Below are 12,190 nucleotides of genomic sequence, written 5' to 3' on the forward strand. Positions count from 1 at the left end.
TTGCCATGACCAATCTTAACAACCGATGGCTTATTTATGACTCAGGACACTAGGACCGTCCCGCTGCCTGCGTGACGGAGAGTGCGGCTACTCAGGCAGCGTGTCGCCCGGGAAGCCGAGGCACGGGAGGACCTCGCAGGTCATGATTCCGGCCTGCACACACGGGTCGGCGGCCATGATCTGCCGCGCCCGTTCAAGGGGCTCAGTCATGATCGCCACGCCGGCAAAGGTGTCAGAGATGACGGGACAGAGGATCGCGATCACACCTTCGGCGCGTAACGACACCATGCGACGTTGGTGTTCAAGTTCAATCGCCCCGGCTCCGTCCTGATATCGGTCCGAGCTCCAACGAAGCTGAACCAGACTAAAGGGCTTGGCGGTCGCGGCCAGGGCTTGAATCTGGTCGTCAGTCACGTCCGAGCTCATCTCGTTCACCTCCCACCTCTTGGCGTTCGACCTCGATCAAACCCACGACCCGCTCCTGATTTCGCCCGTACGGTGCTCGAACAGCCACACGTGGCACGCTCACGCGCGTCAGCCGATCTGCTCGAAAAGGGACACGATGATCCCTTCGGGCCCACGCACGTAGGCCATCCGCACGCTGTTCTCGTACTCGCCGATGCCGCCGATGAGCCCGTACCCGTCCGCAGCCACCGCGTCAACGGCCGCCTGGAGGTCGCCGACCTCGAAGGACACGTTGCGCAGCCCGAGCTCGTTGGCCATCGCCGTGGGCGATCCGGGTTCGTGGTCGGGCGTGACGAAGGCCGCGAGCTCCAGCCGGGACCCTCCGTCGGGCGGCCGCAGCATCGCGATCTCACAGTGCGCGCCGGGGATACCGCAGACGGTCTCCACGAACTCGCCCTCGACGGATCCGGTGCCCTCTAACTCGAGGCCCAGTCCGACGAAGAACGCCGTTGCCGAGTCGAGGTCCGCGACGGTGATGCCGATGTGGTCGAAACGTTGTACGTGTGCCATGGGATCCATCCTCCGGTTGTTGTCTTGTGTTGTCTTGCCGATTCGATGCTGGGACGGAGCCGGTGCCGGGATCTCGACATGTTCTTGCCGCAAAGCTGCGGTCAGCCCAGGGTTTCGAAAGATCGTTCGGGACGACAGGTTGCTGTCGCGGCTGGAAGACGCGGGAACGCCCCTGGTGCGTGACGGTCCCCGTGAACCTCTCGCGGCCTTTCGTTGAGTGCGTGTCCCCTACTGGCATCTGAGGGTCGAAGCCCATCCTCAAAATGCCGTCCTGACGCGTAATCGATCGGTCCACACGCCCGATCCCGCCAGTACCGTGCGTGTCGCTGGCCGTGCCGCCGGAGCAGAAGGGTGAGTCGCGGTAGTTGATCCGTCACCGGCAAAGCGGGGTCACCGGTGGGCATCTTGTGAACAAGTGGCTCGTAGTGCGCGAGAATTCGACAATGACGAGGTCGGACTCAGAAGAGAACCGGTCAGACCCGGGTCTGGTTCAGCTCAGCTCCCGCGCTGTCCACCCCTCAGCAGTCTTGGCTGCACCTTCACAGTCGGAGCGGTTCGATGCCGTATGTGCCGGTGTAGGCGTCGTGCAAGGTGGCCGGTCGCCAGCGAACTGATCGTGTGCCTGGCAACGAGCGCGCTGATCTATCGAGGTCGGGGAAGACGGGTGTGACTCATCCGACCTTTGACTTCAAGTACTTGAAGTTCCTAGCGTCGATGGTGTGAGTACACAAACCACCCCACGCGACTACACGATCAAGGACGCGGCCGCCCTGACCGGACTTCCGGCCAGCACACTGCGCTACTACGAGTCGGTCGGGGTGATCGCGCCGATCAGCCGCGGGGAAAGCAGTAAACACCGGGTCTACGACGAGAACGACCTGGGCCAGCTGTTGGCCATCGCGTGCCTGGCAGCGACCGGGATGTCGGTGAATGACATGAAGGAGTACGTCGCCAACGGGCAACTCGGGGCCGCGGCCGCCCCCGCACAGATCGCGTTGCTGACGGAACGCCGGCAGCAACTTGCACTCGAGGCCCAACAGATCGCCCTTCGTCAACGCTACGTCGACCTCAAAATCGACTACTGGCACGCGATCGACGCGGGCGACGAGCACCATGCCGCGCTCCTCGGTGCCGAGGCGAGCGCACTGGCCGACGAACTCCACAACACCAAGAAGCGATAACCCCACCCAATTCGCCCGGTGCGCCCCTCGACTGCTGCGCCACCGGTTACTCAGCCCTGCCCTGCTCACCACCACTGTGACCCCCAGAGAAGAAGGAAGATCTGCCATGCGTGTCAACGCGTACGCCGCCCCCGCCGCGGGCCAGCCGCTGGTCCCCACCACCATCGAGCGCCGCGACGTCGGCCCTGACGACGTCCTCATCGAGATCCAGTACGCCGGCATCTGCCACTCCGACATCCACACCGTCAACGGCGACTGGGGCCCGCAACCCTTCCCGGTCGTGCCGGGCCACGAGATCGTCGGCATCGTCACCGAGGTCGGCGCCGACGTCACCCGCCACAATGTCGGGGACCGCGTCGGCGTCGGCTGCCTGGTCAACTCCTGCGGTCACTGCACCAACTGCCAGGGCGGCGACGAGCAGTACTGCACCAACGGCATGGTCCCCACCTACGCCGGCGTCGACCGCGACGGCACCACCACCCAGGGCGGCTACTCCACTCATGTCGTCGTCGACGCCGACTACGTCCTTTCTGTACCGGAGAGCCTGGACCCGGCCGCAGCAGCACCCCTGCTGTGCGCCGGCATCACTACGTACGCCCCGCTGCGCCGCTGGGGTGCCGGTCCCGGCAAGAAGGTCGCCATCGTCGGCCTCGGCGGGCTCGGGCACATGGCCGTCAAGATCGCCCACGCCCTCGGCGCCGAGGTCACCGTGCTCTCCCAAACTCTGAAGAAGCAGGAGGACGGACTCCGCCTCGGCGCCGACGCCTACTACGCCACCTCCGACCCCAACACCTTCGAGCAGCTCGCCGGCCGATTCGACCTCATCATCAACACGGTCAGCGCCAGCATCGACCCCAACGCCTACCTCGGCCTGCTCGCCGTCGACGGCACCCTGGTCAACGTCGGCGCCCCAGCCGAACCGCTCAGCCTGAACGTGATGTCACTGATCGGCGGCCGCCGCAACTTCGCCGGATCGATGATCGGCGGCATCACGCTCACCCAGGAGATGCTCGACTTCTGCGCCACCCACGGCATCGGATCCGAAGTCGAGGTGATCCCCGCCGACCGAGTCAACGAGGCATACGAGCGGGTCCTCGCCTCGGACGTCCGATACCGGTTCGTCATCGACACCGCCACCCTGAACTGACCCCACCGTGAACGCCCGCCGCAGACAAGTTCCGGCGGGCGTTCACCAACACCACAAAAGTGCAGGGCGGGAATCAGTTCGGATCTCACGGCGATTGTTCGAGACTGTTGACCTCATCGAGAACCTGGTCGACGGCGGTGGTCAGGAGCCGGAAGTCTGTGCCCTCCCACGCCTGGAGGCGGTCCCGTACGTAGGCGGGCGTGGGAGTCACGCACGAGAATTGCTGCAGTTCGTCGCTCACGTCCTCATCCTGGGGCGAGCGGTTTGCGACCAGGATTCTTGCCCCACGGCGGCGTTGAGGAGAGCTGGTAACACCCGCGGCGCCGAGAACGGATCTCTTGTCAACTTTCCGGCCCTGTGCCGAGCAACTGCGCCGCACCATCTCCCCTGGCCCACTCAATCCGCTGGCGCAGGAATCTCGAAAGTCGCCAGCGCACAAGCGAATCCCGGTCACTGGGCCACCGATTCTTGTGATGCACTCTCATCATGCTGCGCCGAATCATGTTTCGGCCTTTCGGTGAAGAGCTGGAGCAGCACCCCGAACAGGGCGCAGCCAGACATGACGAAGAAGCAGACGATGTACCCCCCACGCTCACCCCATCCACCGCTGAGAGAGATCAGTTTGCCCATGAAGAGCGGTGCAATACCTCCGCCGACGAACATTGCCGTGGTGATGATGCCGTTTGCGGTGGACACGGCGCCTTCTGGTGCGGCATCAGAGGCGGCTGCGTAGTAGATCGGCCACACAGCGTTAGCGACCAGACCAAACGCCAACTGGATGAGGACAACCAAGAGCGAGGATGTGGCGAGGTAGAAGCAGGCCACGCTGACAGCCATCCACATACCGCACACCACGATGGTGGTACGCCGGCCGATGACATCGGACAGGGTCGGCCACAGCACCTGCCCAAGAATGCCGGTGAGGGCGAATACGACACTGAGTCCGGCTGATTCGGCTAGTGACAGTCCGACGACGTTGTACAGATACGCCGGGAGGACAACGTTGACGCCCATGTAGACGATCTGGGTCAGCATTGTGGTGAGTGCCGTCAAGTTGATGTTCCGGTTCCGGAAGCACGCTGCGATAGGTCCCCGTTCGCCGTTTGCGCGTACCTGAACCTGGTCGCGGTCCGGCGGGGTCAATCCCTGCGCGGAAATGTGCTCGTAGAGGGTGTCGATCTTGTCTGCGGTGGAGTACCGACCCCAGAAAATCATCACTGGTACTGCGATCATCAGGCCCAGAAACAGCGTGTAAGACCAATTCGCGGGACCGAACATGGCCAGCACCGCGGCGGCGGAGAGGCCGCTGAGAAGCGACCCGATCGGGTATCCGGTGTGGTGCACGCCGAGAGCAAAGCCTCGGCGTTCTTTCGGCCACCATTCGGCGGTGTTGCTGATACCCACCGGCTCACCCCAGCCTGCACCGAGATTGACGCCGACCCGCAGGGTGATGAAGGCGATGAGGTGCGAGCTCGCCGCCTTGAACCCGGAGACGAACGACAGGGCCGTGTATCCAATGACGAGAGGTACTTGGAACCGGGCACGTCTCCAGCCGCCGCCGTACTTGTCACTCAGCGTCGATCCGGGAATCGCCAAGACGGCGAGAGAGAGCATGATCAGCGAGGCGATCACGCCCCATGCTTCCGGGCTGAGGTCGAACTGCTCGGAGATCGTGGGTCCCAGGCGGAGAATGATCTCGCGGTCGTACGCATTGAGGATCCAGATCAGCCAGCACACGGCTAGTGAGATCCAGGAGTATTTGTGGGTGTTGCGCAGCGATCCGCGTCGTGAGGGGCGTGCCATGAGGTGTCCTTGGTCTGTGCGTGCTCGGCGCTATGCGCCGAAGCGGTGTTCCCGGACGCCACGTACGCCGAGGCCGTGGATGGCGAACAGGGATCCGCGCAGTTGTCCGTCGTCGGGGAATCTGGGCAGCGGCGGTTTCGCCATCGAAGTGACGAACAGGGTGTCGAGGTTCGGTCCACCGAACATGACACTGGTCGGCTTGAGTACGGGGAAGTCGATGGTGCGGTCGACCGTTCCATCCGGCGCGTATCGGATGATCCTGCCGCCGTAGACCAGGGCTTGCCAGAGGTAGCCGTCCGCGTCGACGGTCGCCCCGTCCGTCGCGCCGCCGAAACTGGTGTCGACGTGGGCGAAGGTGCGGCGGTTGGCGACTTCACCGGTGGCGAGGTCGTAGTCATAGGCCCAGATTTCGCCGGTCCAGGTGTCGGAGAAGTAGAGCGTCCTGCCGTCCGGGCTCCAGCACGGTCCGTTGGAGACGGTGATGCCCTCGTCCAGGACAGCGAGGGATCCGTCGGGGCTGTAGCTGTAGAGCCTGCCGCTGGGCGAATCTTCGAGGGTGTCCATCGAGCCGAAGACGAAGCGGCCGGCCCGGTCCACCTTGCCGTCGTTGAGGCGGTTGTTCGGCAGGCCCGGTTCGGGATCGACCAGGGCGGCGAGGTGGCCCGTCTGCAGGTCGAGGTTCCAGAGCCCGTTTTGCAGAGCGACAAGCGCGTTCGCGCCATCCTGGCACACTGCCATGGACCCGATCTTCTGGCCGACCTCCCATGCCCGGATGTGTGATCCCTGTGCCGTCGAGCGGAAGATTCTGCCCTCCGCGCTGTCGATCCAATAGAGAAGTTGCTGCTCGACATCCCACAGCGGTCCCTCGCCAAGCGTGGTCTTCAGATCTGCGACGACGTCGATGCTGAAACTACTGCGCATGGTCGTACTCCTCGGCTCTGACGGAGTCCTGACCGTAGCGATGTCGGGCATGGGCTGCTCCATTTCATGGGCGGTAAAAAGGCAGGGCGCGGACGGTGCGCCACGAGCGGCGCGGGGAAGAACGCTAGAAGCACCGGTCAAGTTCAGCAACGTTAAGTTGTGACGTGCATCATTCGCGAACCGTCTGACCCTTGCCGTCACTTCGGCACGCTCTGCATGCGCGGTCACGGCCCCTCCAACGGGCGCCAAGGGAGTCTTTCAACTTAACGTTGCTTAATGATTCGGGTCACACTTAACGTCGATGTATCCGATCAGTGAGGAGGAGGTGAACCAGTGAGAACAGCCAATGTAGGCAGCGGCAGGCAGCGGCCCCCTCGGGTGTCCGCGGCCGATGTCGCGCGTGCGGTCGGCGTCTCGCCGGCCACCGTCTCCTACGTGATGAACGGGCGATCGGGGGTGTCGGAGGAGACTCGAGAACGGGTTCTCGAGGTCGCGGAGGAGCTCGGACACACCTCGAGTGCCCGCGCGAACCGTCTCCGCTCGCATCAGTCCCGGGTGATCGGGCTCGTGCTGACCGATATCGCCAACCCGTTCTATACCGAGATCGCGGCGGGGACCATCGACGCCGCCCGCGCCCGCGGGTACGAGGTGTTCCTTGCCCACACGCAGGAAGATCCCGACACGCTGCGGTCCGTCGTGGACGCGATGATCGCCCGGCACGTCGACGGTGTCGTGGTCACCGTCCTGCACCCCGACGACGGTGACGTCGTCCGGTCGCTGCGCAGCGCCCGTATCCCGCTGATCCAGTTGTCCCGGCGCATCGAACGGGTCGAGGCCGACTTCGTCGGAATCGATGACCGAGCTGCGGCGGCGGAGATGATGGAACACGTTGTCGGGCATGGATATCGGGACATCGTCACGATTGTGGGGCCGCGCACCTCGAGTGCGTCTGCCGTCGGAGGAGGGGTTTACCCGTACCGCCGAAGCTCATGGTATTCGCAGTATCGCCTCGCATCGCATCAGCACCTACCTCAGTGAGCAGGGCGGGTATGCGGCGGTCGAAAAACTCCTCGCGCACAAGGCCCTGCCGAGGGTGATCGTCTGTGGCAGCGACGCTATTGCGCTCGGCGCGATCAGCGCCCTGCGTGCGCACTCGATCACCGTCCCCGGCGATGTCGCCGTCACCGGTTTCGACGGCCTCTTCCCCGGAGCCTCCCCGTTGGTCGAATTGACCACCGTCAACCAGCCGCGGCGAGAGATGGCCGAGCAGGCTCTCGAGCTTCTCACCCGCCGGATCGACGGTGCCGGGGGCTCGTACCAGTCCGTTCTTCGCGCCCACCAACTCCGCATCGGTATCACCTGCGGTTGCCCACGAAAGGATCCCACGGCCACCCCCTAGTGGCCGGGCCCGCCTCCCGAGCGTGCCAGAACCAACTTCATTCCCCACCCGGACTGTCGTTTCTCACACCATCCGGGGGTCCTCCCGACCGAGTTCTCCGGAGCGCTCCGCTCACGGGGACCACCTCTCGACACCCTGAGAAGGGCTTTGCCATGTCTGAAAACCACACTCCGGCGGCCTCCGCGCCTCCCGGTGAAGAACTGAACAGGCTCATCTTCCGCAAACTGATGCCGCTGCTGATCGCCGCGTACATCATCGCGTTCATCGACCGCACCAACATCGGCCTGGCCAAACATCATCTCGAAGCCGATCTGGGAATTTCTGCCGCCGCATACGGTTTGGGTGCGGGATTGTTTTTCCTCGCGTATTCGCTGTGCGAGGTGCCGAGCAACCTCATCATGTACCGAGTCGGCGCCCGGCTGTGGATCACCCGCATCATGGTCACGTGGGGTCTGCTCTCGGCGGCGATGGCATTCGTCGAAGGTCCCACCTCCTTCTACATCCTGCGAGTGCTTCTCGGTGCGGCGGAGGCGGGGCTGTTCCCCGGCGTGATGCTCTACCTCACCTATTGGTTCGGCCGGGAACAACGTGCCCGCGCGAACGGGTCGTTCCTGGTCGCGGTCTGCCTGGCAAACATCCTGGGAGCGCCCATCGGTGGCGCACTGCTCGGATTGGATGGGCTGTTCGGCTGGCACGGCTGGCAGTGGATGTTCGTCCTCGAGGGAATTCCGGCAGTGATCCTTGCCGTCGTGGTGTTCAAATACCTGCCCAACGGTCCTCTCGACGCGAAGTGGCTCGACCCGAAGCAGGCCCGCGACCTTACCACCCGTCTGGCCAAGGAACAACAGGAGGGCGCCGCCGCCTCGGGCACGCACTCGTTCGCCGGCGTCTTCAAGGACAAGCAGATTCTGCTGGTCATCGCGGTGTACTTCACGCATCAGATCGCGGTCTACAGCCTCACCTACTTCCTACCCAGCATCATCGGCGAGTGGGGGGAGATGTCGGACCTGACCATCGGGTTGCTCACCGCCCTCCCGTGGGTGGCGGCGGCGATCGGCACCCTCGTCCTGCCCCGGTACGCCACCGACGGTCGACGCTCCCGCAAGATCCTCTTCGGCGGAATGACGTCCATGGTCGTCGGATTCACGATCGGTGCCGTCTCGAGCCCGGCACTGGCCCTGGTCGGATTCTGTATCGCGGCCGCCACCTTCTTCGTCGTCCAGTCGATTCTCTTCGCCGTGCCCGCGTCCCGCCTCGCCGGCGCCGCCTTGGCGGGCGGATTGGCTTTGGTCAACACCCTCGGCATCCTCGGCGGCTTCGTGGGCCCCTTCGCGATGGGACTCATCGAAACGGCCACCGACAACCCGTCGGCAGGGCTGTGGTTCGTCATCGCCCTCGTCGCCGTCGGCGCCGCGGTCAGCCTCACCCTCAAAATCCAGGACCCCCAGATGAACGGCAACAAGAAAGAAATCCAGGTCAAAGCATGAATGAGCGCATTCTCATCGTCGGCGCGGGGGCCATCGGCGGAGTCACCGCCGCCCATCTCGCCCGCGCCGGCCACGACGTCGTCGTACTCGACGCCAACACCGAACACGTCCGGCTGATGAACTCCCCCGGTCTCCGGTTCGACGAACTCGGCGTCACCTCGCACATCACGATCGCTGCCGTCGATACCGCCGACGACCTCGAGGGACGCTTCGACTACGCGCTCGTCACCCTCAAGGCGCCCTATCTGGATGTGGCACTGACCCCACTCGTCCGTGGCGGCCTGGTCGACACCTACGTCTCTCTCGGAAACGGGCTGGTACAGAACAATGTTCAGGCCATGGTCGGCGCGGATCGGTTGGTCATCGGTATTACCGAGTGGGGCGCGACCAACCTCGGCGCCGGTCATCTCGCCCAGACCACCGTCGCACCGTTCGTCGTGGGGGAGGTCGACGGCCGCAGTACCGAACGCATCGAGCGCCTGGCTCGTATCCTCGGTGCGGCGGCCGAGGTGCACATCTCCCACCGCATCGTCGGGCAGATCTGGTCGAAGCTGCTGCTCAACAGCACCTTCTCCGGACTCGGTGCGGTTACCGGACTGCTCTACCGCGACATCGTTTCCGATCCGCTCGGGCGGGAAGTCGCCTACCGGCTGTGGACCGAGGCATACGACGTCGCGACCGCAATCGGTGTCGATCTCGACGAGATCGTGGGCGTCCGGCCCGAGCAGCTCGTGGTCCGGTCCGGCGACGACCTCAGTCGCGCCGACGCCGCACTGGCCATCCTGATGAACCGACTCGGGGCGACCAAGGCATCGATGCTCCAAGACCTCGAACGCGGCGCGGTTACCGAGGTCGACGTCATCAACGGCGGCGTCGCCGCGACCGGCGCATCCGCCGGTATTCCCAGCCCGCTGAACACCCGCATCGTCGAGCTCGTGCACGACTGCGAACGCGGCCTCCGCACGCCGGGCCGCGACACCCTGACGGCGCTGGCCACCGTTCCCGCCTGACAACACCGCCACCACCCGCCCTACCCAATCCCTATCCAGGAGCCGAAACATCATGAACGACACAGTCATCATCACCTGTGCGCTGACCGGCGGCATGACCGTCCCCGCCCAGAGCAAGGCCATCCCGATCACCGTCGACCAGATCGTCGAGGAGGGTGTCAAGGCCGCCGAGGCCGGCGCCTCCGTCCTGCACGTGCACGTGCGCGAAGAAACGACCGGACGCCCCGTCGCCGACCTCGATTTGTTCGAACGCGCCCTGTCCGAGCTGCGCAAGCACACCGACGCCGTCCTTCAGCCCACCACGGGCGGTGGCCGCGGGATGACCGTCGAAGAGCGCGCCTCGGTCCTGAAGTTCCGCCCCGAGATGGCAACCTTCAACGCCGGCAGCTTCAACTTCGGCTTGTTCCCTGTCGCCGCCCGTGATTTGCCGTTCGCCGACTGGGAGCGCGAATACCTGGAGGGCACCACCGATTACATCTTCAGGAACACTTTTGCCGACATGACCTACATGGCCGAGCAGATGCGCCAGTCCGATACCCGCCCGGAGATCGAGGTCTACGATGTCGGCCAGATCTACAACCTCGAGCAGTTGGTCAAGGACGGGGTGCTCGAGGCGCCGTTCAACCTGCAGTTCGTGCTCGGCGTCCTCGGTGCGAATGCCGCCGAACCCGACCAGCTCATCCACATGCTGCGCACTGCCGAGCGTGTTCTCGGCAAGGATTCGTTCACCTGGTCGGCCGCCGGAGTGGGCTACCGCGGTGAGTTCAACCTTGCCGCACTGTCCTTGATGCTCGGCGGCAACGTTCGAGTCGGTCTCGAGGACAACCTCCGCGTGAGCAAGCGCGAGCAGGCCACCTCCAATGCGCAATTGGTGACGAAGGTGGCGGACCTGGCCGCGATGTTCGACCGCACCCCCGCGACACCGGATGAGGCACGTGCGCATCTGGGTCTCAAGGGTTCGTCCTCAGTGGCGTTCTGATTCCTCAATGTCGCAGGTCTTCTCGAGCACCGAAGGGGAACGGGTGAGTACTCAGTCCGTACTAAGGGCCACCGGCCATGTGGTGGTGGCGCCCGACAAGTTCAAGGGCTCCGCTACGGCAGCGTGCGCCGCAGCCGCCGTCGCGCGCGGGTTGCGTTCCGCCGCACCGAACTTGACGGTGGTCGAGTTCCCGATCGCCGACGGCGGCGAGGGCACGGTCGAGGTGATGATCAGGCAGGGCTACACAGCCGTCACGTGCCCGGTCACTGGGCCACTGCAGCAGACGCTCACCGCAACCTATGCGCTGCGGGGTGATACCGCGGTGATCGAGATGGCCTCAGCGGCGGGCCTGTCCCACCTCGGTCACCATGGGCCGACCCCCACCACCGCACGGACGGCGTCCACCCGCGGTGTCGGGCAGCTGATGGTGGATGCACTCGACCGAGGGGCGCAGCGGATCGTCCTCGGCGTCGGCGGCAGTGCGTCCACCGACGGCGGCGCCGGCGCGCTGAGTGCGCTCGGGGCGCGCATCCTCGATGCCGACGGGGACCCGCTCTACCCGTGCGGCCAGGACCTGGCCGCCGCGGACGTCCTCGACGTCGATTCACTCGATCCGCGGCTGCGGGACATCGAGGTGATCGTCGCCTGCGACGTCGACAATCCACTCACCGGGCGGCACGGCGCGGCGGCGGTCTACGGGCCGCAAAAGGGTGCCGACCCGCACACCGTGACCCGACTCGATCACGCACTAGGCCGCTGGGCCGACGTGGTCGAGCAGGCTGTCGGCCGGGATGTTCGGGACCGGCCCGGTGTGGGGGCGGCAGGCGGATTGGCGTTCGCCATGGCCGCGATCCTCGGAGCGCGGCTGACCTCGGGTATCGACCTCCTCCTGGAACTGACCTCGTTCTCCGAGGTGGTGCGGGGGGCGGCGTGCGTCGTCGTGGGAGAGGGATCTCTCGATGGGCAGAGCCTGCGAGGCAAGGGCCCCGTCGGCGTCGCCCGGGCCGCCCGGCAGGTCGGGGTACAAGCGGTAGCCGTGGCGGGCCGTTGCGTCGTCACCGCCGACGACGCCCGCGCCGCCGGCTTGGATGCTGTGTACACCCTCACCGATCTCGAACCCGACGAAAGCCGCTGCATGGCCAATGCGGAAAGCCTTCTGGAGCAGGCCGGCGCGGGCATCGCCCACGGCCGGTGGTCTTCTCGACCGGCCCGCAGACTCGACACGATCGGCGCCGACGCCGCACCCGCCCCTACCCCCACGCCCTAGCCGCGACTTCCAAGGAGACCA

13 protein-coding genes are annotated in these 12,190 nt (G+C 65.2%); 8 read left to right on the top strand and 5 right to left on the bottom strand.

From position 1 onward, the window contains the following. Positions 1-87: 87 nt before the first annotated feature. Together QM841_RS31315 and QM841_RS31320 are read right to left on the bottom strand one after the other, a co-directional pair. On the bottom strand, positions 88-426 hold the full coding sequence (locus tag QM841_RS31315) for a YciI family protein (RefSeq protein WP_283334968.1): 339 nt from the start codon (positions 424-426) through the stop codon (positions 88-90). A gap of 108 nt (positions 427-534) precedes the next feature. After that, complete coding sequence (locus QM841_RS31320; protein WP_283334969.1) at positions 535-975, bottom strand: VOC family protein; 441 nt, start codon at positions 973-975, stop codon at positions 535-537. 719 nt (positions 976-1,694) lie between these two features. Between QM841_RS31320 and QM841_RS31325 the strand changes: the two genes are divergently transcribed. Both QM841_RS31325 and QM841_RS31330 read left to right on the top strand, forming a co-directional pair. Then, a complete protein-coding gene (locus QM841_RS31325; RefSeq protein WP_283334970.1) occupies positions 1,695-2,156 on the top strand; it encodes a MerR family transcriptional regulator in 462 nt (153 codons plus the stop codon). A gap of 106 nt (positions 2,157-2,262) precedes the next feature. Next, positions 2,263-3,303: an NAD(P)-dependent alcohol dehydrogenase gene (locus QM841_RS31330; protein ID WP_283334971.1), complete on the top strand. Its 1,041-nt coding sequence runs from the start codon at positions 2,263-2,265 to the stop codon at positions 3,301-3,303. Between the two features lie 85 nt (positions 3,304-3,388). On the opposite strand, the gene QM841_RS31335 is transcribed toward QM841_RS31330, so the two are convergent. From QM841_RS31335 to QM841_RS31345, 3 genes are all read right to left on the bottom strand, one after another. After that, positions 3,389-3,544, bottom strand: a complete 156-nt coding sequence (locus QM841_RS31335; protein ID WP_283334972.1) for a hypothetical protein — start codon at positions 3,542-3,544, stop codon at positions 3,389-3,391. Between the two features lie 209 nt (positions 3,545-3,753). Further along, positions 3,754-5,106, bottom strand: coding sequence for an MFS transporter (locus QM841_RS31340; protein WP_283334973.1), 1,353 nt, complete (start codon positions 5,104-5,106; stop codon positions 3,754-3,756). Between the two features lie 30 nt (positions 5,107-5,136). After that, positions 5,137-6,027 carry an SMP-30/gluconolactonase/LRE family protein gene (locus QM841_RS31345; RefSeq protein WP_283334974.1) on the bottom strand — a complete coding sequence of 297 codons (891 nt, stop codon included), beginning with the start codon at positions 6,025-6,027 and terminating at the stop codon, positions 5,137-5,139. A gap of 333 nt (positions 6,028-6,360) precedes the next feature. On the opposite strand from QM841_RS31345, the gene QM841_RS31350 reads away from it, so the two are divergent. The 6 genes from QM841_RS31350 to QM841_RS31375 all read left to right on the top strand — a co-directional run bounded on the left by QM841_RS31350 (position 6,361) and on the right by QM841_RS31375 (position 12,169). Continuing rightward, positions 6,361-7,065, top strand: a complete 705-nt coding sequence (locus QM841_RS31350) for a LacI family DNA-binding transcriptional regulator (protein ID WP_283334975.1) — start codon at positions 6,361-6,363, stop codon at positions 7,063-7,065. Continuing rightward, on the top strand, positions 6,971-7,426 hold the full coding sequence (locus QM841_RS31355) for a substrate-binding domain-containing protein (RefSeq protein ID WP_283334976.1): 456 nt from the start codon (positions 6,971-6,973) through the stop codon (positions 7,424-7,426). Before QM841_RS31350 ends, QM841_RS31355 begins: the two co-directional genes overlap by 95 nt. 152 nt (positions 7,427-7,578) lie before the next feature. Beyond that, on the top strand, positions 7,579-8,913 hold the full coding sequence (locus tag QM841_RS31360; RefSeq protein WP_283334977.1) for an MFS transporter: 1,335 nt from the start codon (positions 7,579-7,581) through the stop codon (positions 8,911-8,913). Then, positions 8,910-9,923 (top strand): ketopantoate reductase family protein, encoded by a 1,014-nt coding sequence (locus QM841_RS31365; protein WP_283334978.1) that lies wholly within the window; start codon positions 8,910-8,912, stop codon positions 9,921-9,923. The genes QM841_RS31360 and QM841_RS31365 overlap by 4 nt, the downstream gene beginning before the upstream one ends. A 52-nt stretch (positions 9,924-9,975) precedes the next feature. After that, positions 9,976-10,902 carry a beta-keto acid cleavage family enzyme gene (locus QM841_RS31370; protein ID WP_283334979.1) on the top strand — a complete coding sequence of 309 codons (927 nt, stop codon included), beginning with the start codon at positions 9,976-9,978 and terminating at the stop codon, positions 10,900-10,902. A 43-nt stretch (positions 10,903-10,945) separates the two neighbouring features. Continuing rightward, a complete protein-coding gene (locus QM841_RS31375; RefSeq protein ID WP_283334980.1) occupies positions 10,946-12,169 on the top strand; it encodes a glycerate kinase in 1,224 nt (407 codons plus the stop codon). Positions 12,170-12,190 lie beyond the last annotated feature (21 nt).

The organism is Rhodococcus sp. IEGM 1307 (assembly GCF_030056915.1).
Taxonomy (GTDB): domain Bacteria; phylum Actinomycetota; class Actinomycetes; order Mycobacteriales; family Mycobacteriaceae; genus Rhodococcus_F; species Rhodococcus_F opacus_D.

What these genes read in the sequence shown, in the direction of transcription:
- QM841_RS31315 (WP_283334968.1), bottom strand. Translation starts at nt 426, where the DNA reads ATGAGCTCGGACGTGACTGACGACCAGATTCAAGCCCTGGCCGCGACC.
- QM841_RS31320 (WP_283334969.1), bottom strand. Translation starts at nt 975, where the DNA reads ATGGCACACGTACAACGTTTCGACCACATCGGCATCACCGTCGCGGAC.
- QM841_RS31330 (WP_283334971.1), top strand. Translation starts at nt 2,263, where the DNA reads ATGCGTGTCAACGCGTACGCCGCCCCCGCCGCGGGCCAGCCGCTGGTC.
- QM841_RS31340 (WP_283334973.1), bottom strand. Translation starts at nt 5,106, where the DNA reads ATGGCACGCCCCTCACGACGCGGATCGCTGCGCAACACCCACAAATAC.
- QM841_RS31345 (WP_283334974.1), bottom strand. Translation starts at nt 6,027, where the DNA reads ATGCGCAGTAGTTTCAGCATCGACGTCGTCGCAGATCTGAAGACCACG.
- QM841_RS31360 (WP_283334977.1), top strand. Translation starts at nt 7,579, where the DNA reads ATGTCTGAAAACCACACTCCGGCGGCCTCCGCGCCTCCCGGTGAAGAA.
- QM841_RS31365 (WP_283334978.1), top strand. Translation starts at nt 8,910, where the DNA reads ATGAATGAGCGCATTCTCATCGTCGGCGCGGGGGCCATCGGCGGAGTC.
- QM841_RS31370 (WP_283334979.1), top strand. Translation starts at nt 9,976, where the DNA reads ATGAACGACACAGTCATCATCACCTGTGCGCTGACCGGCGGCATGACC.